The organism is Endozoicomonas sp. Z74, from assembly GCF_057680865.1.
On sequence record NZ_JBLYZI010000001.1, the window covers coordinates 121237 to 144033 of the forward strand.

Consider the following 22797-nt stretch of genomic DNA (forward strand, 5'->3'; position numbering starts at 1 on the left):
TCCTCTTTTGTCATGGGTGAGGCTCATGGGTAGGGGCGGGGCAAAATCTTTTTCCTTCGCTACGGGCGTTTGAGTCGTTAAGCGTTGCAAAGTAAGTGTCTGCGCTTTCCAGCCAGGGACGGGAACTCCCGAGTCTGGCCAGAAGGCATTGTGGAAGGGAAGGTGAGAGCGACTGTACGTGGTGGGCCAGACAACAGGCCTGGGACCGCTCCTCCTGGTGGTCAAGCTGGTTGATCAACCAGATTTTCCGGCAATGTTCATCGGTGTTTTTAAACAGCCCATTGCCAGAATTAATCAGCCGGTACAGTGCTTCAGCGGTGACAGGGTCACCGGATTGAAGTCCGGTGACCCTGGAAAAATGTGGCCATCGATGGATATGGGCCGGATCGGCATTCCGACGAATACCCTGCCAGCCTGTGACACCAATCACGACCTGGCAGTTTCCGGGTATGACAGGCTCTTTTTCTGAGGGCGCTTTCAATGGGAGTTGTCTGGACCCATCCGCTTCAATCAGTATGTTGTCGTATACGTTGTGTTCAATCAGCTGCCCGGGCAGGCCTGGTTCGATGCCTGATAGTTTTTCAGGGTTGCTGTCCATTTTGCCTGTTACGGTAATGGTCCCCGGAGGAGGCGAGTGCCACAGTGACTCTGGCAGATCATGGTCTATGAGCCGGTGAATGAACCGTCCAAAACCGTCGGGATCGGGTCGATATATTTTGGTGGTGGTGGTCAGAAGCACCCTCTGACCCTGCTGTTGCAGTTGTCGGGCAAGGTATTCCAGGCAACTGCTCTTCCCTCCCGCTCCGGTTGCCGCAATAATGCGATCCCGAGCAGGGTGAATGCCTGGAAAGTGAAACATCAACAACTCCTCGAACGTTCTGGTTCAATGTGTCTGGTTTTACAAGCGCCAGGCTTTCCCTGTCCCTGAACAGCTGTAGTAAAAAAGGGTACTGCTATGAATAACTGCTCTATTGAGCCGGTGGACAGCCTTGAGCCGATAAAAAGCCATAAGCCGGTAGACTGCCTGATGCCTGCGGCTGGCCTGTCGTCTCGAATGGGGCGCTGGAAAATGATGCTGCCAGCGGGCAGTAACGACCGGACTTTACTGGATTGCAGTATTGAAAATGCACTCCGTTTCTGCAGGCGAGTCATCCTGGTAACCGGCTTTCGGGGCGATGAGCTGTTTCAGCGTTATCAGAAACACCCAAGAATCACTCTTGTCCATCACTCCGGCTTTCATCAAGGATTATTCAGCTCGATTCAGGCCGGTGTCGCCCATTGTCAGACCGACTATCTGTTTATCACCCATGGCGATATGCCCTTCATACCACCCAGGGTTTTCGAGAGGCTCTGGCAATGCAGAGAAAGAGACACCCTGTTTCCCGTGTTTGTGGAAGACCAGACTCTGGTGAACCCGATTTCTGCTGATGGCTCTTTACCGGCAGAAAGCCTCCGGCCGGGGCACCCAGTGCTGCTGCATCGATCCAGCTATGATGCCATTCTGGAGGCACCTTCTGACACCCGAATGAAAAAACTGCTGCTGTCCAGACCCTGCCGGCTGGTACCTGTGGATACCAACAGCATTTATCAGGATGTTGATACCCCTGAACGTTATCATCAGTTATTCGCTGATAAATAGCATTGCAATCTTGGGAGGTATTTGTCCGTGACTTAGATCAATACCTGAGCACATCGAATTTAACAACGGACTTTTGATGGTTTAAATAACTGTTTGAAAAAACAAAGCCCTGAGGTGGTTTTCATTTCAGAGCTGCATGTGGGAATAATTGTGAATTATTTAAATTGCCCGTTCAGTTATATTGATTTATTGAAAAGGACGAGTGTTTTTAAAAGGCCCTGACAATTATTTTGACGGAAATGGGTATAGAAAAATCTCAAATACTGTCCCAGCTCAAAACAAAAAAAAGAACAGTTAGTGGACAATGTAAGGGAGCGTTGACAATTATACGTTGATCTCAGCATTCCCGAGCGCTTTCAGGGCAAGGCGCAGTGCCGCAGGAATGCTTTTTGCCTTTCAAGGGGCTGCAACGCTGGCATGGAAGCGCTCGGGGATGCCCTTTGGGTGGCTCACAGAGCAGCCAATCTCGGTGTCAGGTGTGTTCGATGTAGAGGAACTACGATTTTCACACACCTTCCTTGAACTTGGCTGCTCTGTGAGCCACTGAGTCTGACGTCTAATTGTCAACGCTCCCTAGTTACTACTGCTTTGAACAGGTTTTGTACATGAAGTCTGCTTCCCGTCTGATGTCCATTCAATCCACTGTACTCCGGTTTGTACAGGTGCTTTCCCGAATGCTCAATCTGGATGTGGAAGTGGTCGATGATAACCTGGTTCGAATTGCGGGCACAGGCCCCTATTCCAGCGATCTGGGCAGGCCTCTGACCACGGGCACCAATGCTTTTAAAAGCGTGATCAGTTCCCGGAAACATAAAGTGATTGAGCGGTCAGGCAAGGACCCCGAATGTCTGATGTGCAGTCGTCGGGTGGGCTGTCGGGAAAAAGCGTTTCTGGGTGTTCCGGTGATGTTTCATGGCGATTGTATCGGAGTCGTCAGCCTGGTTTGTTTCAATGAAGAACAGCGGGAAAGGTTGCTGGGCAATATTGACCTGTACATGGAGTCCATTGAAAACGCGGCTCAATTGTTTATTGCCAAGACCATGGAAAGCATATATCACGACAAGGTCAAAAGCAGCGAACAGGTTATGAAGGTGCTGGGTGAGGATCTGGTGGAGGGCTTATTGGAGCTCGACAGCAAGGGGTTTTGCCAGAGTATGAACAGTGCCGCCAGGGCTCAGCTGGGTATCAGCGAGAGCAGCCGTATCAGTGGGGTTCAGGTGAGGCCTTTTGGCCGCAAGCGCGAGAGTGACCACGGCATTGATGACTTTATCATCATGGTGGCGGGCAAAGAAAAGATCCTCCCTGGCAAGATGCTGATGCTGGACGATCAGCGGATTCTGATCCTCCGGGCTGTCCAGAAACCCCAGGGAGCCATGGGTGCTCCTGGCAATAAAACCGAAATGATTGGCCAGTCGAAGCCCGTTGTCCGGTTACAGCAGCAGATTGAGAAAATCGCCAGCAGTCCTTCCAGTGTGCTGATTCGTGGAGAAAGCGGTTCCGGTAAGGAAGTGGTTGCCCGCATGGTGCATGAAGCAGGAGACCGCTGTAATCAGCCCTTTGTGGCGATCAACTGTGCCGCCATACCCGAGCAGTTACTGGAAAGTGAATTATTCGGATACGCCCGTGGAGCCTTTACCGGAGCGTCTGCCCAGGGACGGGACGGGTTGGTGAAAAAAGCCGACGGTGGCACTCTGTTTCTGGATGAGATCGGTGATATGCCCCTTCACCTTCAGGCAAAGCTGTTGAGGGTTCTGGATCGAAGGGAGATTGTCCCGGTAGGTGCCTCAAATGTGATTTCTGTGGATATCCGGGTTATTTCTGCTACACATCAGGATTTTTCCCGGTTACTAGACGAGCGTCGTTTTCGTGAAGATCTTTTTTACCGGTTGAATGTGATTCCCCTTGAGCTGGCGCCCCTGAGAGAGCGAGAGGGGGATGTAGAGTTGCTGGTTAACCACTTTCTCGAGAGGCACGCAAAGGCGCTGGGGATACCACAGCCTTCTTTGGACAAGGAGGCCATGGACTACCTGGGCCGCTGGCATTGGCCCGGCAATGTCCGTGAACTGGCCAACACCATGGAGTATCTGGTGAATATGGTGGACCCCGGAGAAGTGATTACGCCCCATTGGTTGCCGGATCATTTTCTGAAAAAACCGGAAACCGACAGAAGCTCAGATAGCCATAGTTCTGGTGCAAAGGCTGATCATGAACCGGGTGATCATTCTGGTTCCGTAGAGAAGGAGCCTTCAGCCCATGAAGAGCCCTCATTAAAGCTGGAAGATATGGAAAAGCAGCTGATTGTAAGAGCACTGGAATGTTATGGGGTCAGCTGTGGGAAGCAACGGGTGGCCGATGAATTGGGTATCGGCATTGCCACCCTGTATCGGAAAATCAAGAAGTTTGGATTGGAGAAGGCGGTGGAGGGGCTTTCTCAATGACAGAACTCATTTTATGAAGTGTCGCTATCAGGATGATGCATCAAATTGATAAAGGAGCTATCAATTCAGAAAGCATGAAGCGTCACTGAATCTGTAGCCGATAATGATTCTCATCCCATTGGTCTCCCGGCACCTCCTGGTTTTTAATTCCACAGGATTTTCCGCTCTCCATCCGCAAAAATAAAAGAGCCGGGCAAAATACCCGCAGACGATTTGCCATAGATCATTTTTTTCTTGAAACACCTTCTTCTTCCAGAACTTCCCAGAAATTCTGGCCTGAAATGTGCGTTATTGAGGTGACTGACCAGTATAAGCGGACAAACGAAGCCCTGGGCAATGGCTGGAACCTATCCATGGGGACCGGCTTATCAAAGACAAAGGTTTTTGATTGGGTGGCAGCCGCAGAATTGTTGAGGAGTTGTCAAGAATGGGTGACATCATGCGTCCCGTACCTTTTCGGGAAATGCTGGACCGGATTCATGGGGAGTTCAAAACCAGACAGTCACTGTTTGGTGTCCGGGCAGACCTGCTCTTCAGGAAAAAGAATGACCAGAGCATCCGGGTCTGTTCCGAAACCGCCAGTACTGCGGTAGGTCCAGCTGCAGGGCCGCATACCCAGCTGGCACAGAACATCATTGCTTCCTGGGCTGCAGGTGGCCGGTTTATTGAGCTGAAAACGGTCCAGATTATGGACACCCTGGAGCTTGAGAAGCCCTGTATTGACCCTGAAGATGAATGCTACAACACGGAATGGTCCACGGAATTTACCCTGCTGAAGGCGCACGATGAATACCTGAAGGCCTGGGTCATCCTTCATGTTCTGGAGGAGATGTTTGATCCGGCGCTTCAGGGAAGTAACCGGGAAAAGAGCTTTATCTTCAATATGAGTGTGGGTTATGACCTTAAGGGCATCCAGACTCCCCCCATGCAGACGTTCATCGACAATATGATGGACAGCACCGGTCATGAGAAATTTGCCCACTACCAGCAGATTGCCCGGGAATGGCTGAGGAGTGATGAGGTTCAGCAGACCTTCCAGTGTGCTGATCGTGTGGACTCCCTTTTGGCTGTGCTTGATCGAATCTCTGGAAAAATGGCCCGTTCGGTCACGCTGTCAACCATGCACGGTTGCCCTCCCCATGAGATTGAGGCGATCTGCCACTATATGCTGACCGAAAAGCATATTGATACTTATGTGAAGCTGAACCCAACCCTGCTGGGCTTCCCTCGGGTCCGCCAGATTCTCGACGACAGGGGCTTTGATTATATTGGTTTGAAGGAAGAATCCTTTAGCCATGACCTGCAGATGAAAGATGCCCTGCCTATGCTGCACCGGCTGCGCAAGACCGGTGCAGACCTGGACGTGAACTTTGGTGTCAAACTGTCTAATACGCTGGGCTGTATAAACAATCGTGGTCGTCTGCCTGGCGATGAGATGTATATGTCCGGCCGCTCGCTCTACCCTCTGACCATTAACCTGGCAGCACTCATTGCCCGTGAATTTGACGGGCAGATGCCCATGTCCTATTCCGGTGGTGCATGGAAAGGCAATATTGCGGATATTTTCAATACCGGTATCCGTCCTATCACCATGGCCACGGAAATGCTGAAGCCAGGCGGTTATATGCGTCTGCGTGACTGCGCCCTTGCCCTTGAGGAGAGCGACAGCTGGGGACGGGAAGTGGTGGATGTAGCTGCACTGGAGGTGCTTGCGGAAAAAGCGCTGACCGATGATGAGTACACCCGCAAGAGCTGGCATGAGTCGCCTAATCGTGAAAAGGCGGTTTCTCCCCTGACAGATTGCACCATTGCGCCCTGCAAAACTGCATGTCCCATTGGCCAGGATGCTCCTGAGTACATTCAGTTGGTGGCAAAAGGCCAGTATCAGCAAGCGTTGAGCTTGATTTACGACAAAAACCCATTGCCGGGCATTACCGGGCACATCTGTGACCATCAGTGCATGTTCAGCTGTTCCCGGAAAGATTATGAAGGCGCTGTGCGGATAAGGGATATGAAGCGCATTGCCATGGAAAAAGGCTGGGATGAATACAAAGCCAGCTGGCAGCAACCCGAGCAGGTACAGAAGGCCCGCTGTGCAGTGATTGGTGCTGGCCCTGCAGGGCTCTCTGCAGCTTACTTCATGGCCCGGGCGGGTTTCCCGGTGGTGGTGTTTGAAAAGGAAAAAGACGCCGGTGGTATTATTCGTAATGTACTGCCCAACTTCCGGATTCCCGCGGAAGTGATTCAGCAGGACATCGATTTTGTCCGTGCCCATGGGGTTCAGTTTGAATTTGGCTGCGATCCCAAGCTGGATGTAGTGAGCCTTAAGGCCAGTGGTTTTGACTATGTATTCCTGGGGATCGGTGCAGAAAAAGGCAACCGGATGCCTCTGGAAGGGGATCGCAGTCGCCTGTTGCCTTCACTGAAATTCCTGCGCCAGTTTAATGAAGCGCCGGAAACCATCAGCCTGGGCAAAAGCGTGGTCGTGGTCGGTGGGGGTAACACCGCCATGGACAGTGCCCGTGCAGCCCTGAAAGTGCCCGGGGTTGAACAGGTGAAAGTGTTCTATCGCCGGACTGAAAAAGAAATGCCTGCGGATCGGGAAGAGTATGGTAATGCCCTTACGGACGGAGCCACCTTCCAGTTCCTGACCAACCCGGAAAGCATGACCGAAGAAGGACAGCTGACCTGCCGGGTCATGGAACTTGGTGAACCGGATGCCAGTGGCCGTCGTCGTCCGGTTGCCACAGATGAAACGTTCAGCCTGCAGGTGGATACGGTTATTACCGCCATTGGCGAGCAGGCCGACTCTGAGCTGCTCAACAAAATGGGTGTGCCTCTGGGAACCGATGGCTGGGCAGCAGTAGATCGTCAGACCCGTGAAACCGCAGTCAGCAATGTATTTCTGATCGGCGATGCCCATACCGGCCCATCCACGGTTGTCCGTTGTATTGATGAAGCACGGCAGGCTACAGATACTGCGATTCATCGGGAACAGGCACTGGTACACAGCAATACTCCGGTACCTGGAAGCGATGAAGCCAGTATTCGCCAGCGTCGGGGATTGATCCCCCTGAGCAGTGTGTCTGCCGATGAAACCGAGGCTTTTGCCCGCCAGGAAGGTGAGCGTTGCCTGGAGTGCAACCATGTCTGCAGCAAGTGTGTGGATGTTTGCCCCAACCGGGCCAACGTGGCATTGGAAATCCCCGGCTTCCAGGACAAATATCAGGTTCTGCATCTGGACGCTTATTGTAATGAATGCGGTAACTGCGCCCAGTTCTGTAACTGGGAAAGCCGCCCTTACAAGGAGAAGTTCACCATTTTCAGCCTGATGGAAGATTTCGAGAACAGCACCAATAGTGGGTTCTATATCGAAAACGACAATGTCTGGCTGCGCAGTGAGGGTGAAATCAGCAAACTGTCCATCAATGTCATGGGTGAAATTTCAGGCATGGCAGAAGAGCAGGAAGCGCTTGGCCGAATCGTCAGTTACGTCTACCTTCAGCATCCTTACTTGCTGGGAACCGTCGAACACTGATACTTAAACTGGCTGGACTGACAACGGGTAGCTTTTGCTACCCGTTCCTGTTTTTCAAAAGGCAATGATCCGCATTTCTGACTATCCTGAACCGGGTTTGGGGGAGAATACAGGTTCCGGGATTGATGCGTGCAAAAATAATTGAAACAGAGAACGCTGGGAGAGCGTGTCTCTTCTTAAACGCAAGGTTTAAGTCTGTCTGGTTTTCGCTTTTCATTTATGCTTTTTTTCTTTCAGCCATCCTTTATGGTGAAGGGGTTTTTTCTTTTTCTTCTACAGAGCCCGGAGATGAGGAGCATCCCAGCTGTCCGGAGTGCCATGAGCAGAACTGTATCTGTAAGGAAGATGACCTTTGTCCGAATTGCAATGAGGAAGAGTGCGGTTGCCTCGAATATGAGTTAGCTGCAATCAGAGCAGAGAATCCACAACTTTCTAACCTTATCGAGCGTCTGTATGAGACCCACCAAGAGGAGGCAAGCCTGATTTTACAGGCGTTGTTGGCAAGTGACGATGATGGTTTTGCACAGTGGGCCAATGACATTGCAAACAATACAGAGGACTTAGAGCACGCACTGCAGGTCATCCACAGCCGGGCAAACGATATCGTTTGTGAAGAACAAGCTGTCGATAGGTAATTAGGTTGATGGGCAGATTACTCTCTACTCCACAGCTGAAAGCGTAACTGACAGCTTTGTTACTACAGATAAGCTGATGGGCATTCTTGCTCTGGCCTTTGCCTGGTGTTTGGTCGTGTTGGGCACTGGAAATATGGAGGGGCCAGAATGCTTCCCTTGACCAAGCATGGAAGGCCTGCGAAAAGCCTATTCAGACTGGACTTGGATATCTTACGGCGGGTGCTGAAGAATCGTGGGGGAAAAAATGACCAGATTGATTTTTTACAGCTGCTTCATGTTTTGTCCCGTACATAGGGGTTTGAGGCAATCTCTGAAGGAATCACTCTATTGATTTAAATCAATTTTCAGTCTTTGCCTCATAATGTATGCTCTTGTCCGTATCTATTTAATAAAAAGTAATTAAATGAAATAAGGATGTAAATATGAAAAAAAGAGCCATTATTGTTTTCTCCGTATTAAGTGTGTTTATGAGTAGTGCTAATGCAGCTTGCAGCATTTCTGGTAAGATTGATCGGCTTGATTTTGGGCAAGTTCATAATTTAACCAATGGTCATGATGATGGAAATGCAATAGCAGTAACTATAGAAGGTCATTCTATAAGTTCAGCTGACGTAAAGATAAATTTAAATGATGATGCAGGAAGAGTTTTTTCTTCAGTTCTCACGTCAGCATATATCGTTGGAGCGGATGTAACTCTTTATGATCATTACGGTAGGAATTGCAAAACTTTTGATCAAGTGACTTTAGTTAGAAAGTGAAACAAATAAGAAGCCTTGGTAGTTGCTTATTGGTTGAGCTGATTCAGCTATATTCGCAATCATTATTTAATAATTAAATTTATTGTGGATTCTTTTGAATATGAAATTTTTGTTTTTTTGTTTTTTTGTTTTTTTGTTTTTTTGTTTTTTGGGGGGGGATGTTTTCAAGCTTCTCGTATGGGGCGGGGATAGACCACTACAAGGATGCGGTCTGCGTGTATGATGGGGAAAATTTTACAGGTAAACACGCTTGTTTTAACAGATCTGGGAGCTTTAATTTTGATGAGGATTTTTTTGTAAGATCCATCAAGTTCAAAGGTGAATTTTTTATCAAAATGTATACCACTGAAGATTCAAGTGGTTACGGTCAGAGAGTAATGCATGATGTTAAATGGTTTGGGTCAAAACATAATCAGATACGTTTTATTAAAGTGAAAAGAAGAATGTATGACCGTTTTGCTTGTATTTATGAGTATTCAGATTTTCAGGGAACGCCTATTTGCGTTGATGAATCTAGGTATATAAAAAATATAGATAGAGTGGGTTTGCTAAACACTTCATCAGTCTATTTAAGTAAAGGTAGTATTGCTGAAATCTATGATAAGACTGATTTACAAGGAGATAAGATTACCATAGATTCCAGTGGAGATCATAAAAATATCAAAAACTTTATCAAAAGTTTTACAGTTTCAACAAGGGAGCTACTAAAGAATGCCACTGTACAAACTAGCTCGTACAGTTTAGGCGGGAGTTCTATTGACGATGTTGCGAATTACAGAATCCTGTACAATGAAGATAATTCGATGAGCGCTGCTCACATGTTATGGAAAAATACACCAGATGATCAAGAAGCTCGAATTATTGGAAGTCAATATTATGACTATGAAAATAGATATATGGGTGAAGAGTCTGGATTTAAGAAAGTGCCAAAGGCCATTGTATTATACCAGCAGGGGGCAGACCTTCTTGATGATATAAGTGATGAGTATCTTTCTAAGCATTACTCAATGGAAAAAAGAATTAAGGGCTATATGTCACCAAAGTGGGTAATAGTTATAACAGAGTGGGATGATTTATATAGACCGCGAGTAATGAATAAATATGCACTTAATGGTACTAAATTGCACGCACGAATGTATGATAATGTTGTTGCCGGACGTGATCCGTTTGACAATGTGAACTATGACTACGATCAATTTGATAATCCTTTAGGAGCATATAAATTAGATTACGTAGGTCACTCCTCAATAGTATATAGAATAACCACCTATTACATGGATGTTGACTGTTCAACTTCTTGTAACCCCCCCGTTGGAATTAAAGATCCTATCCCGAATTATTTTTACACTCGATCACTTATTTATGAGACGGAGTATAATGATACTGCCGGGACTGCTCACACTACATATTATAGAATCAACTTTGATCAAGAAAGTATTTACCCCAAAATTGTTCCTTACTATAAGGAGAAACTGAGCTTTACACATAAAAATAGTTTAAAAAAACAAACAGGGTATTCGATAATTGCGGGCTTAAATAACGGCGCAGCTCATTATGATGTTGCATTTATGGATTATGGGTATGACTATATAGAATCTAATTATGAGCAAGTGCCAAATTACGATATATTTCAACTCGGTTATGTCGATATTGGAGGGGCGAGCGATTACCTATATGATTTAACGTTCCCTTCAATACTTGCTGCCGAATTAGATGAAGGGTATAGGGATAAAGGCCTTTTTGCTATAGAAGTATTATCGAGCTACATTGGAGAGCGAGAGATAGCTGTAATGGCTGGAGCGCTTAACTCAATAGCTGTCCCATGAGCCAGGAAATAAATATTAAAGGTGGAATGTAATGATTCAACTTTAATTAAGATAAGTTATTTTTCTAAAAAATAAGTAGTATATACCTGTGAGGTGGGTGGTACCTATGAAGAGTATTTTTGCTATTTTTGCTATTGTGTTTGGTCTATCAATGAGTAGTTCCAGCATGGCTTTATGTTCTGAGACGGTTATAATTGAAACGTTGAATTTAGGTAACGTTGATATTGGTAATGGTCGTGATGATCCAAATTTGATAGAAGTGATTGCAAATGGTAAGTCTTATAAAGTTTCATATGATATGCGTTTAAATAGTCCTGCTGGTAAAGTATTTGCCTCTGTTTTAATGACGGCATACATTACAGCTACGCCAGTTCGCCTTTATGATCATCGTGAGTCAAATGCTAACTGCCATTATTTTGATCAAATCACGTTAATAAAGGAAGGTTAAATGAATCACTCCGCCCCAAGGCGCGGGGTATCCTTCGTGCAAACTCAAAAAAATGTGAGCTGATGATCTGAGTGAAGCAGTCCGATTTTTTCCTGAAGAGGTTAATCAATAGCCTCTGTTTAAACAAGCCTGAGCTCCACCCGCCTGCCAATTGCCTCGGCAGCGTTGGTGAGGGTTTTCAGGTTGTGCTACGTTGTGTACATAACAACACATTGGGTATAAGTCCATGAGCACAACCATGACGGTCAGGTTGGAGCAGGGTCTGAAAGAGCGGCTGGACAAACTGTCTGAGACGACACAGCGTTCCAAGTCATTTCTGGCGGCGGAAGCCATTCGGGAGTTTGTTGAGTTGAATGAGTGGCAGGTTGAAGAATTAAAGCAAGCCGTTAAAGAGGCTGACGATGAGGAATTTGCTAGTAACCAGGAGGTGAATGACGTATTTTCCCGCTGGGGCGTAGACAGTGGAAATTAAATGGCTGAAAAGGGCCCTGGAAAACCTGGTAAACGAAGCGGATTACATTGCCAGGGGAAACCCTCAGGCGGCCTGTCATGTCGTAAAAAACATCAACCAGTCTGTTATACAGCTTGCCAGTTATCCCGCCCTGGGGCAGCCTGGCAGAGTTGCCGGAATCCGGGAGCTGGTGGTGACGGATACCTGCTACCTTGTGCCTTATCGGGTCAGGCCAAAATTACAACGAATAGAAATTCTCAGAGTGTTCATTGCTCTCGAAAACCTCCCAGAAAACAGAATTCGGCTAATCCTGCTTCCTGGCAAATGACAACGCACTTCCCAGAGATCACTGTCCATCTTTCGTACCAGTGACTCTGTCCATCAGGCCATTACATCGGAACCACCCATAGATTGTAAAAAGCAATCCGGCCTGACAATTCTGCAGCCAGCAGAAGTGTGGCACACAGGGGCATCCATGGTATCGGTTTAATACGACTTCTGACTGCTAGCAGGAGCATTAACAGGCCGGTTACCAGTAGTATGGACTGGAACAGCCAGAATGCATTCTGGGCTGAAGCCAGGCTGGCATCCATCTGGTAAAGGAAGCTGAAATACTCCGGCCGGGTCACCAGCAGCAGGGCAATCACCAGCACAGAGCCTCCCCCACCAAACAACCTTGCACCAAACACTGAGGCCACCGCGCCTCCAGTGATCATGGCCGTCAGCACCATCTGGAGAGTCGTGTGGCCGGAGTTCCAGGTCGTCACTGTTTCCAGTTGATAAATGGCGGGTATGGAGAGTATGAAAAGACATAGTCTGGATTTCTTGATGTTGTATCTACATCGTATATACTCTATTAATGTATAAACAATGTAGATACAAAAGCTATGAGAATAGAATCTGAAATCAAAAAGTGGGGCAATAGCCTTGCTCTCAGACTATCGGGCCCTATGGCAAAGATGACCAACTTCACCGATGGAACCAAAGTGGTTATAGATATCTCTGAAGATGGCTTGTTGGTCAAGCGGATTCAGCCAACTAAACGTAAATTAAAACTGCCCTATACCGAAGATGAGTTACTGACTGATTTGAATCCAGAAACAGCTCACGCTGACGAACTCGCTATACCATCTGATCGGGAGCAAGGTGAGTAATGCCAACATATGTGCCTGAAAGAAACGATATTATCTGGCTTGATTTTGAACCCACTAAAGGTAAAGAAATTGGCAAGTACCGCCCTGCTCTTGTGCTTTCCAGTAAAGTGTATAACCAGAAAACAGGGTTGCTGATCTGCTGTCCGATCAGTACCAGTATCAGGGGGGCTGCAACTGAAATTACAGTGAATAATCTGGATCATCCATCGGTGGTTGCATCCAGCTTGATACAAACCCTGTCCTGGAAAGACCGAAAGGCAAAGTTTGTTGCAACAGCGGAAAAAGGCGTTTTTGAGGAAGTGATTTTTAAATTAATCCCGTTGATTGGCGCCGATAAGGTTCTTGAACAATGGCTTGAACAGGAAAGTCATTAATCAGGGTTTAACTCGCATTCCATACACCAACTGATGTGCCGCCTTCACTTCAATGCGAAGCAGAAATATATTGGCATTATTGATGAGAACAAGAAAGAAACCCGACACCCAATTGAGTCAATAGATGATATTTTCAATTATAATGATCAGCTTCTAAAAACAGCTGATTTTTACGAATAAGTCTCAACTTGTCCAAAGTCCCTGAGCCTCTCAGGGCTTTGGCCAGACCGACCGTTGGTTGCTTTTTACAAATCCAGTCACTGCCGAAAATGATTTAGTTCAGAAGGACTTCACCGTTCGGCCATGAGGCTTTTCAGAAGATTCAGAATTTCCTGGTCGCTTTCCTTGAGTGTCTCCATGTCTTTTCTGGTCTGGCCTACCTCAGCTTTGACCTCAATCATATCTGCTTTCAGGGTACCCACGTCGGATTTCAGGGTACCTACGTCCGATTTCAGGGTACCTACGTCCGATTTCAGGGTGTCCATATCGGCTTCGAGGGCACAGACCCGTTCGTTGAGTTGCCCCTGGCCACGCAGGATTTCAAATTGTCCCTGGCGAAGTTGTTTTACTTCCTGCCTGATCTCCTTGAGTAGTTCACTTTCATCACAGGCGGCTTCGGCGCGTTGTCGGTCTGCTCCGAGTTCAACCAGCAGGTTGACCATTTTCTCGTTGACCATCTGGATCTCCTTTATGTGAGTCGCTTAACTGTATGCCACTTTGCTCAGGAGGCAAGAGAATCAATGGATATAGAGTGAAAATGTCCATTAATCGCGCTTTTAATCAGGAATGGCTCTGTTTCAGGGCATCCAGAATTGCAGCAATCTGGCCACCGCCGGACATCCGGGTTTCCGCCAGATTCTGGCAGAACATAACCACCAGGTCGGAGTCCTTAATGCCGCTGAGCAGGCGCTTGCAGGCATTACGCTCCTGGAGATTGGCGCCTGTAGAACCTGAGACATACTGGTAAATGGTGACTGGGTTCAAACAAGTTCGGCAGCGGTCCCTTCGGACGGCTGCCATTAATGGGGTTGGTGGCGATGTTAATTAAGTAACGCGGCTCATTTACCCAGCTTCAAGGTGGAAGAAAAGAAGCTGTAGAGGGCCGAGCCAGCTATAAATCCGGCCCCGATGACGTAGAGTTTCTTCTTGCCCTCATCGCCATAACAGACTGTGACAGCCCAGCGGATCAGGAGGCCGATGAAGATCGCAATCCCTGCCATGGGGTTATTGATCAGCAGGCCGGTGGCAAACAGAATCCCGAGCTGCTTCGATTCACCACCGACCCACTGAATAAGGGCGCCAACCACGGCCCATTTCAGCAACCAGAGGGCTACCTCGCTGCTGGTGCCTGCTTCAATGGTGGCGATATAGACTTTGGCAACCGGGGGCATCAGCCCCTGATCAAAATAGAAGCGATAAACAAGGGCTACTGTGGCAATGGCAACACAGAAGCTGAACATCTCAGCAAAATACTGCTGTCGTCTTCCTGCCTTTTCCAGAACCGGGTCTTTTCCCTCACCACGGATGATCCAGCCGGACTTAAGGTCATAGGCCATATCCGAAAAGGCAGGGCCGGTGGCCACAGTGAATCCCACCAGAATGGCCAGGGCTTCCGGTGGGAAGCCCATCAGCATGCCCAGCATCAGGAAAATCAGGGCCGTGGCAAAGCTGGGAAACCAGCCTGAATACATGGCGGCGATGCCCACCACCAGTTCCGAGACAATGGCGGCCAGACCGGCAAAAACGATCCAGAGGATCAGCTGGCCGGCGGTCATACCGGTATAAATGCCGGTAGTGACTGCCAGAATCAGTGCAATTGCCAGATAGGCGGAGAACCCGGATATCAGCACGCGCTTCATTTCCAGGTTGCTTCGGCTGACGGGCTGCTCTTCCTCAGGTTTCTTCCGCTGGTTCATGATCAGCCGGGTGATCTGTATCAGGGCCACCAGACCGGCGCCGATCATCACGCCATGGGGAAAGTAGACGGCATTGATGTCTACGCCAGTGATTGACTGGCTGTAGCCCCGGGTCAGGAAACCGACGGCCAGGGCGGAAATGGCAAAGACATTGGCTACCCAGGAAATACCCAGCAAGTCGGTGGCATAGCCCAGAGCCTTTCCGGTCATTCCCCCTACCATACCGGCAACCAGCATAAGGGCACTTTTTCCCTTGTCGGCAGCCGCTTTAAGGGCTTCTGCCGTGGCCACACCGGCAGGCCAGGTGCCCTTGGCAGGAAAGATCTTTGAATCAAAGGAGAAATACAAAATAGAGGCATCGGTGATGACAGCCAGAGAGGCTCCGAGCAACATGGGAGGAATCATTTCCGGTTTGCCCATCAGAAAAGGGATGGCCAGGGGCATCAGAATGCCGTTGGCTGCCGAGAAGGTTGAGCCGGATATACAGGTCTGCAACAGGGTCTGGTTGTTCAGATCCCGGTAGGCCCGGAACAGCTTGAAAGGCAGGTAGGAAAAAATAATGGCAATGAGCGCGCCAATGATTGAGGTATTGGGGGTGGTACCAAGGCGGGTCTGGAGTTCCAGGCCAATAATCGCTCCCAATACACAGACCATGACGTTGATAATCATGCGGGCCGGGTGAAAAAATTTTGGATGTGGGATGGCCGTGTCCTTACTGGCCTGGGGATCTGCCTTGCTTGTTATGGAGGTATTCATATTATCCCTTATCGATACAGGCTTTGTGTTCGATGTCGATAACCGCTGCCGTAGCGTCCAGAACCATTGTGCGAGGCAACAGGACGGTTTTATCCGTCACATCCGTCAGCAGCTGTTGCATGGCAGGGTCATAGCCCATGCAGTCCAGCAGGATGTAATCACAAGTGCTTTCGGTGATCAGCCGGGCTGTTTTCCGGATCTGCTGCCTATCGGCGTAAGGTGAGGCGAAAAAAGTAGCCCCAATATGCAAGCCCGCCTGCTCCCATCGAGAGCGGCTCTGTTGGCACTGGACCGGGTCAGGGCTGAGCAGCCCTAATGAACGACTACCGACCTTTGTTATGATCATTGGCACCAGGAGTTGCCGTGGTGTCAGCACACGACCTTTTCCCGGGTGCTGCAAGGCAGGAATGTTTCCTGTACACAGCACCAGAATGGTCTGTATGCCTGAGTCGGCCAGCTCATTCACTGTTGCCGTAACCAGAGGCATGACCAGGTGTTCATTAATGGACACCTGTTGACCATTCACCATTCGGGACACCAGGATTGGCTGTGTTTTATCCAGCGGATAGAGTTGTTCAATGTCTGCCAGAGACAGACCGTCCAGGGCGCCTCTCTGGATAACAGAAATGCCCCGCTCTTCCAGGCGGGCAAACTCCATGGCAAAGTCCGCCCGTGGTGCCTGCCCGATGGTCACTACTCCCAGTGAGGGTCCTGTCTGCATATCGGTCACCCTGATTCAACATAAAGCGGCCAGTCAGGCCCTTTTTTTCTGGAAGTGTTCCATGGGACCGTAAAGCTCAAGCAGGTGAGCAAATTCGGCCGGATCATAGAACTGGCACTCGCCATTGGTGAAGCTCTTGGCCACCTCAATAGCAAAACGGGAAGCGGACTCAACATCCACTTCCCGGGTGGCACCTGTGGCACACCCGGCTACTGGCACTTCGGTGGTGATGGCGATACCGATGACAGGAGCACCGGTCGCCACAGCAGGCTGGAGGATGCTGTTAAGGTGATAGAGGCCATTACCGTAAGGGGTGATGTCCTGCTGGGATAGTGGAAACACCTGGGGCAGCTTGCCGGTGGTACGGGCCATAATATCCAGAACATCGGTAGCGGTCTTAAGAATGTAGCCCTGCTTGACCGTTGGTGATATGGCAAAACCACAGGTATTGATCACCTGGTTGCCTTTGGTGGTATCAATGGAGAGAACACCGTCCATTTCGTCACAGACTTCCATGGCATTCATGGTTTCTATGGCCACTGGAGAGTCCATGAAAGGTACGGGTTTGTGATCCCGGGTGGGAGCATCAGGACAGATATGGGTGGTTACAATAACATCGCCTTTTAACTGGTCGCCTCTGGCCGTCATGCGGGCCAGTTTGGCGGCAATGGCAATGGCTGCCAGTGCTCCATCCCCGTCGGAGACAAAGCCGTTAAGCTGAGGGCGCGCGCCCAGGCCACCGAGGCGGCCGGTAATACCCAGGGTGGGAGCGCTGCCGCCGGAGGATTTGCCCTCGGAGCCTGGAAGGGTGATCTTGATAAAATCTGTAGAGCCTTTTTCAGTACTGATGGTTTCTACTTCAATGTTTTCTGCACTGTTGCTGTTTAAATAGTCGGCAATGATTTTTCCATTAACGCCGGCATTATCCATCAATTCAAAGGTTTCAATAACCTGCATCAACATTTTATGAATTACCTGTCCTGTTTTCCAAAAGTTTTTTATTGACGGTCACCTTACAAAAAAAATATTTATTGGCATAATTTTACTTTTTTATAAATTGATAGTGCCATGACTATAAATCTTCATATTCGCCAGCTTGAGGCATTTATAACCCTGGACGATGCGGGCAGTTTTACCCTGGCTGCGAAAAGACTTCATATTACCCAGCCTTCTCTGAGTAACCAGATCAAACTGCTGGAAGAGATGTTGGGAGTGGTGCTTTTTGAGCGAACAACACGACAGCTGGTGTTAACTGAGGCTGGAAAGGTTTTCAGGCGAACCGCCCATTCCCTGATTAATCAGGTAACGGAAACGGAGCAGGAATTGAGGCAGCTGGAAGCGGGCCTGGGTGGCACAGTCCATTTTTCAGCATTGCTGACCGTATGTGCGAGCCTGGTTCCGGAAAGCATCCGAAGACATAAATCCCACTGCCCGCAGGTGAGGGTTGAGTTTAATGAGGCATCTTCTTCGGAAGTGGCGGAACAGGTCAGCCTGGGGGAAGTCCAGTTTGGCATCTGTAATGAGCCACAGCAGATGGACGGGTATTCATTCCGGCCCCTGTATAAAGACAACATCATGGTGGCGTTGCCCAGGGAGATGGGCATTGCTTCCCGGAACAGCATTAACTGGGAAGACATTCTGGAGCTTCCTTTTATCGCCATGGACGCCTCTACCAGTATTCGCGAACTGTCGGAAAAAGCGTTTGAGTCCCATGGGGCAAAACTGAAGCCGGTCTATGAGGCGTCTTTTCAAAGCACGATTCTGGGAATGGTAGCCAGCGGCATCGGTGTCAGTGTTCTGCCCGCCTCTGTGGCCATGATGATGAAATACCCCAATGTGAGATTACTGCCGCTGAATAATCCCGGACTGTTTCGACAGATCGGTATACTGACACTGGCGGGAAGGCCCTTGTCTTCGGCCACAGAGAAATTTTTGAATACGATTTTTACGGTTCTGACAGAGCAGGGAAGCAATATCACTCTTAACCAGTGATGGAATTAAAACTGTCCTGGTTGAAATCGTTTGCAGCGTAAAATAGATAACAGATCAGGGTATTTTTCAGTAATCGGACAGCGTGAATAAGTTATCAGTCTGATCCATCAAATTGATAAACTGTCATCAATAATTATGAAAAAAGATCCTCTGTAAACCAGTCCTGGGAATCATTATCGTTTGCAATGTTAATGATCTGAGAGATCTTCTTGTTTCAGATGGTTGAATTGATCTGTGTCATTTTTACTGAATTCGATTAGGAAAAACTATTTTCAATAAAGTGAGCGTTAATTGTCCTGAATCAATTTTTTTCATTAAACGGCGTTGGATTTCTTATTTTTTCCGGAGTCTGGCCTGGATTATGCGTTCTTGATGGTATCTGAGAGAAGTTGGTTCCGGATGACAGGTATTGTGGAATCCTGAACTGTCAAAAAGCAGGTGCCCTGAACGTTTTTCATAAACAGATGGGCCACGCTTAATCTTCTGCAATGAAGTAAAGGGAAAACGCATCATGCTGCTGATAAAAAATGCCACGGCTGTCCAGTTTGAGCCTGCTTCTATAAAGGCTGGGGTTGATATTCTTATTGACGGTCAACAGATTGTTGAAGTGGGCACTGCTCTTCATGATAGAGTCGATCCGACCAAGGTGACCCGCACAATCGACGCTGCTGGTCGTCTGGTGATGCCCGGGATCGTCTGCAGTCACAATCACTTTTACTCAGGACTTTCCCGGGGGGTGATGGCAGAGATCAAACCCTGCCCGGACTTTGTCAGTACGCTCAAGAACCTCTGGTGGCGTCTGGACCGGGCCATTGATGAGGAAATTCTCTACTACAGTGGTCTGATCTGTTCCCTTGAGGCCATCAAGGCCGGTTGCACTTCTGTTATTGATCACCACGCTTCCCCCTCCTATATCAAAGGCTCTCTCAACACCCTTCGCAAAGCTTTCCTGAAAGCCGGCCTCAGGGGGATGACCTGTTTCGAAACCACAGACCGCAATGACGGCATCCGGGAAATAGAAGCCGGTGTTGAAGAAAACATTGAGTTTGCCCGGTTGATTGACAGTGCCCGTTCTCAGGGGGATGAGCCGTATCTGGTGGAGGCGCACATTGGTGCTCATGCGCCTTTCACCGTTTCCAATGATGGACTGGGTTTGTTGTCCGAGGCGGTTAAGGAAACGGGCCGTGGGCTGCATATCCATGTGGCGGAAGATAAATACGATGCGTCCTGGAGCCGTCACCAGTATGGCCAGGAGCTGGTTCAGCGTTTGGACAGTTTTGGGTTGATCAATGAAAAAACCCTGCTGGGCCACGGCATTTATCTCACCGATGACGATATTAAGCTGTTTAATGAGAAAGACGCTTTCCTGGTCCATAACCCACGTTCCAACATGAACAACAATGTCGGCTACAACGAGAAACTGACGTCGTTTAAAAATGTGGCGCTGGGAACGGATGGTATTGGCAGCGACATGTTTGAAGAGCTCAAGTTTGCCTTCTTCAAGCATCGTGATGCCGGTGGGCCTCTCTGGCCTGATAGCTTTGTGAAATTCCTCAATAACGGTAACCGCCTTCTGGAAAGAAATTTTGGAGGTCGTTTTGGTCGGCTGGAGCCTGGTTATCAGGCAGATCTGGTCGTCTATGACTACAACAGCCCGACCCCTCTGCAGGCTGAAAACCTCCCTGGTCATATGGCCTTTGGCATGAACAGCAGTGGGGTCAGAACCGTCATCGTGAACGGTGATGTGGTGCTGGAAGACAGGCAGTTCCCCTTTGAGGTGGAAGGTATATACGACGAAGCCCGGAAGGCTTCAGCGCGTTTATGGAAGCAAATGGACGAGCTTGACTGAGCCTATTCATCATAACGCCGGGGTGATGTCCTTTAGCTCATTAAGAGCGGCATCACCACACCGGAATACGGGGGAAATCATGCTAAATACCGATGTTGACCTTTCGCGCCAGGACAATAACAGAGAGTCCGGGGGGGACTCTCTGCTGGAACGGATATTCCATCTGAAGCAGCACGGCACCACGGTAAAAATGGAGGCACTGGCCGGTTGCACCACCTTCATCACCATGTGTTATGTGGTGTTTGTTATTCCTGAAATGCTCTCGGCTGCCGGCATGGACCGAGGCGCCCTGTTTGTTGCCACCTGTCTTATATCCGCCCTGAGCTGCATCATCATGGGACTCTATGCCAATTGGCCCGTTGGGCTGGCTCCGGGCATGGGACTCAACGCCTTTTTTGCCTATGCAGTAGTAATGGGAATGGGGTATCCATGGGAGCAGGCCATGGGGGCCGTGTTCTGGGGCGGTATCGGGTTTATGCTGCTCAGTCTGTTCAAGGTCCGTGAGTGGATTATTGACAGTATTCCCAAAGGGCTTCGCATTGGTATTACGGCAGGTATCGGTCTGTTCCTGGCCCTGATTGGTCTGAAAACCTCCGGCATTGTTGTGGCCAATCCCGGCACCATTGTTGGCCTGGGTGATATCACCGGTTTCTCCCAGGTGATGGCCAGCCTTTCCTTGTTCCTGATTCTGGCGTTGAGCTACCGGAAGATGAAATCAGCGGTTCTGGTGTCCATTGCTGCCATTACACTCATCGCTCTGGTGACCGGGCAGGTCCAGTTCACCGGTGTGATATCCACTCCTCCCAGCATTGCGCCTATTTTTGGCAAGCTCGACATCATGGGGGCACTGACGCCCGATATGATCGGTGTCATTGTCGCCTTCATGTTCGTCAACCTTTTTGATACCACGGGCACATTGATCGCCGTGGGTGACAAGGCAGGCCTGGCCGATGAAAACGGCAAAATGGAAAACATGAGCAGGGCCATGATCACTGACGGTAGCGCTTCATGGATAGGTGCGGTTGTTGGTGCCCCCACTGTGACCACTTATGTAGAAAGTGCCTCAGGGGTTGCTGTTGGAGGTCGCACCGGTCTGACCGCCGTGTTTATTGGCCTGCTGTTCCTGGTAACCCTGTTTCTGTCGCCTCTGGCCGGGATGGTTCCGGGTTATGCCACCGCTGGTGCACTGTTGTACGTCGCTGTGCTGATGACCGGTAGCCTGAGTTCAATGGACTGGTCAGACCTGACCGAAGCGGGTCCGGTATTGATTACCACCATTATGATGCCCCTGAGCTTTTCCATTGCCAACGGTATTGCTCTGGGCTTTATCGCCTATCCCATCATCAAGTTGATGGCGGGCAGGGTTAAGGAGGTCAGTATCAGTGTCTGGGTGCTGGCCATTATGTTTGCACTGAAATTTGTCTTTTTTGGAATTTGATGTGAATCAGCCCGGCTATTGCCGGGCTGTCGTGTTTTTTATGGATTTGGATGACAGGCAGAGTACACCATGATCAGGGAATTACTGAGACCAGAGACCATTCATGAGGCCCTGGCATTAAAAGAGCAGCACGGTAGCCAGGCAGTTTATATGGCTAACGGTGCCCGGATTAACGCAGCCCCTTCCCGAACGGAGTGTGAGATTGCCATCAGTCTGGCCGGTCTGGACCTGCGGGGAATCAGCAAAACGTCCCGGGGCTGGGAAATGGGAGCGATGACCACGCTTCAGCAGGTGGTTGATCATCAGGAGCTTCCTGAAGGCCTGAAAGAGGCCGCAGCCCTGATCTTCAGCAGGAACCAGCGGAACCAGATCACCCTGGGAGGCGAAATCGCTGCCAACCTCAAGGCGTGCCAGGTAGTACCAGCGCTGCTGGCCATGGACGCTCAGGTGGAACTGGCCGAAGGTGGCCTGATGACCGTGGAGGCCTGGCAGCAGGCACCGGAAGGGCTGATTACCCGGGTGATCGTTCCAGAGAACCTGGCTTTCTGCCATACCGTCAAAGTGACGAAAAGCAGTGCCAGTCTGCCCATTGTCAATGCTGCACTGGCGGTGACCGTCAGCGAAGGCAAGCGGCAGTTTGGTATTGCCCTGGCCGGGGTCGCGGAAAAGCCGGTGCGACTGCATGATGTTGAGGTCCAGCTCGGTCAGGAATCCGAAGACATGAGTCGTGAGTCTGTTGAGCAGGCGGTTGTTAATGCCGTTTTCCCGGAATCGGATGTGCTGGGCAGTTCTGAATACAAGCGTCATATCAGCGGTGTCCTGGTTGGACAGCTGGTAGAAGAGTTTAAAGGTCGGGGTCTTTGA

22 protein-coding genes and 1 pseudogene are annotated in these 22797 nt (G+C 49.3%); 16 read left to right on the forward strand and 7 right to left on the reverse strand.

The window, feature by feature from the left end:
* Positions 1-10 precede the first annotated feature (10 nt).
* Positions 11-859, reverse strand: a complete 849-nt coding sequence (gene yqeC, locus ACNRUY_RS00445) for a selenium cofactor biosynthesis protein YqeC (RefSeq protein ID WP_488109661.1) — start codon at positions 857-859, stop codon at positions 11-13.
* Positions 860-955: 96 nt separating this feature from the next.
* Between yqeC and ACNRUY_RS00450 the strand changes: the two genes are divergently transcribed.
* From ACNRUY_RS00450 to ACNRUY_RS00495, 10 genes and pseudogenes are all read left to right on the forward strand, one after another.
* A complete protein-coding gene (locus ACNRUY_RS00450; RefSeq protein WP_488109662.1) occupies positions 956-1639 on the forward strand; it encodes an NTP transferase domain-containing protein in 684 nt (227 codons plus the stop codon).
* 605 nt (positions 1640-2244) lie between these two features.
* Complete coding sequence (locus tag ACNRUY_RS00455; RefSeq protein ID WP_488109663.1) at positions 2245-4077, forward strand: sigma 54-interacting transcriptional regulator; 1833 nt, start codon at positions 2245-2247, stop codon at positions 4075-4077.
* Between the two features lie 427 nt (positions 4078-4504).
* Entirely contained in the window at positions 4505-7615 is a 3111-nt protein-coding gene (gene ygfK, locus ACNRUY_RS00460; RefSeq protein WP_488109664.1) for a putative selenate reductase subunit YgfK, read from the forward strand.
* Between the two features lie 125 nt (positions 7616-7740).
* Positions 7741-8250, forward strand: a complete 510-nt coding sequence (locus ACNRUY_RS00465; RefSeq protein WP_488109665.1) for a hypothetical protein — start codon at positions 7741-7743, stop codon at positions 8248-8250.
* 67 nt (positions 8251-8317) lie between these two features.
* Positions 8318-8544 (forward strand): annotated as a pseudogene (locus tag ACNRUY_RS00470) (IS4 family transposase); the annotation flags it as partial.
* A 128-nt stretch (positions 8545-8672) separates the two neighbouring features.
* Entirely contained in the window at positions 8673-9008 is a 336-nt protein-coding gene (locus ACNRUY_RS00475) for a hypothetical protein (protein ID WP_488109666.1), read from the forward strand.
* A gap of 215 nt (positions 9009-9223) precedes the next feature.
* Positions 9224-10834 carry a hypothetical protein gene (locus ACNRUY_RS00480; protein WP_488109667.1) on the forward strand — a complete coding sequence of 537 codons (1611 nt, stop codon included), beginning with the start codon at positions 9224-9226 and terminating at the stop codon, positions 10832-10834.
* Between the two features lie 106 nt (positions 10835-10940).
* Positions 10941-11282, forward strand: coding sequence for a hypothetical protein (locus ACNRUY_RS00485; protein ID WP_488109668.1), 342 nt, complete (start codon positions 10941-10943; stop codon positions 11280-11282).
* Between the two features lie 226 nt (positions 11283-11508).
* Positions 11509-11754 (forward strand): CopG family ribbon-helix-helix protein, encoded by a 246-nt coding sequence (locus tag ACNRUY_RS00490; RefSeq protein WP_488109669.1) that lies wholly within the window; start codon positions 11509-11511, stop codon positions 11752-11754.
* A complete protein-coding gene (locus ACNRUY_RS00495) occupies positions 11744-12061 on the forward strand; it encodes a type II toxin-antitoxin system RelE/ParE family toxin (RefSeq protein ID WP_488109670.1) in 318 nt (105 codons plus the stop codon). The genes ACNRUY_RS00490 and ACNRUY_RS00495 overlap by 11 nt, the downstream gene beginning before the upstream one ends.
* Positions 12062-12122: 61 nt before the next feature.
* Here the strand turns inward: ACNRUY_RS00495 and ACNRUY_RS00500 are convergent, their stop codons facing one another.
* Positions 12123-12500, reverse strand: coding sequence for a hypothetical protein (locus ACNRUY_RS00500; RefSeq protein WP_488109671.1), 378 nt, complete (start codon positions 12498-12500; stop codon positions 12123-12125).
* 183 nt (positions 12501-12683) lie between these two features.
* Between ACNRUY_RS00500 and ACNRUY_RS00505 the strand changes: the two genes are divergently transcribed.
* Positions 12684-12887 (forward strand): hypothetical protein, encoded by a 204-nt coding sequence (locus tag ACNRUY_RS00505; protein ID WP_488109672.1) that lies wholly within the window; start codon positions 12684-12686, stop codon positions 12885-12887.
* Entirely contained in the window at positions 12887-13261 is a 375-nt protein-coding gene (locus ACNRUY_RS00510; RefSeq protein ID WP_488109673.1) for a type II toxin-antitoxin system PemK/MazF family toxin, read from the forward strand. The genes ACNRUY_RS00505 and ACNRUY_RS00510 overlap by 1 nt, the downstream gene beginning before the upstream one ends.
* Before the next feature lie 290 nt (positions 13262-13551).
* Here the strand turns inward: ACNRUY_RS00510 and ACNRUY_RS00515 are convergent, their stop codons facing one another.
* The 5 genes from ACNRUY_RS00515 to ACNRUY_RS00535 form a co-directional block, all read right to left on the reverse strand.
* Positions 13552-13938, reverse strand: coding sequence for a hypothetical protein (locus ACNRUY_RS00515; protein WP_488109674.1), 387 nt, complete (start codon positions 13936-13938; stop codon positions 13552-13554).
* A gap of 103 nt (positions 13939-14041) precedes the next feature.
* Entirely contained in the window at positions 14042-14245 is a 204-nt protein-coding gene (locus ACNRUY_RS00520; protein WP_488109675.1) for a hypothetical protein, read from the reverse strand.
* A gap of 74 nt (positions 14246-14319) precedes the next feature.
* Positions 14320-15933: an OPT/YSL family transporter gene (locus tag ACNRUY_RS00525; protein ID WP_488109676.1), complete on the reverse strand. Its 1614-nt coding sequence runs from the start codon at positions 15931-15933 to the stop codon at positions 14320-14322.
* A gap of 1 nt (position 15934) precedes the next feature.
* Positions 15935-16654, reverse strand: coding sequence for an AroM family protein (locus ACNRUY_RS00530; protein WP_488109677.1), 720 nt, complete (start codon positions 16652-16654; stop codon positions 15935-15937).
* A 33-nt stretch (positions 16655-16687) separates the two neighbouring features.
* Positions 16688-17617: a DUF1177 domain-containing protein gene (locus tag ACNRUY_RS00535; protein WP_488109678.1), complete on the reverse strand. Its 930-nt coding sequence runs from the start codon at positions 17615-17617 to the stop codon at positions 16688-16690.
* A gap of 105 nt (positions 17618-17722) precedes the next feature.
* Here ACNRUY_RS00535 and ACNRUY_RS00540 point away from each other — a divergent pair, with 105 nt between their 5' ends.
* From ACNRUY_RS00540 to ACNRUY_RS00555, 4 genes are all read left to right on the forward strand, one after another.
* Positions 17723-18646, forward strand: a complete 924-nt coding sequence (locus ACNRUY_RS00540; protein ID WP_488109679.1) for a LysR family transcriptional regulator — start codon at positions 17723-17725, stop codon at positions 18644-18646.
* Positions 18647-19157: 511 nt separating this feature from the next.
* Positions 19158-20495: a putative aminohydrolase SsnA gene (ssnA, locus tag ACNRUY_RS00545; RefSeq protein ID WP_488109680.1), complete on the forward strand. Its 1338-nt coding sequence runs from the start codon at positions 19158-19160 to the stop codon at positions 20493-20495.
* 79 nt (positions 20496-20574) lie between these two features.
* A complete protein-coding gene (locus ACNRUY_RS00550; RefSeq protein ID WP_488109681.1) occupies positions 20575-21933 on the forward strand; it encodes an NCS2 family permease in 1359 nt (452 codons plus the stop codon).
* 69 nt (positions 21934-22002) lie between these two features.
* A complete protein-coding gene (locus ACNRUY_RS00555; protein WP_488109682.1) occupies positions 22003-22797 on the forward strand; it encodes an FAD binding domain-containing protein in 795 nt (264 codons plus the stop codon).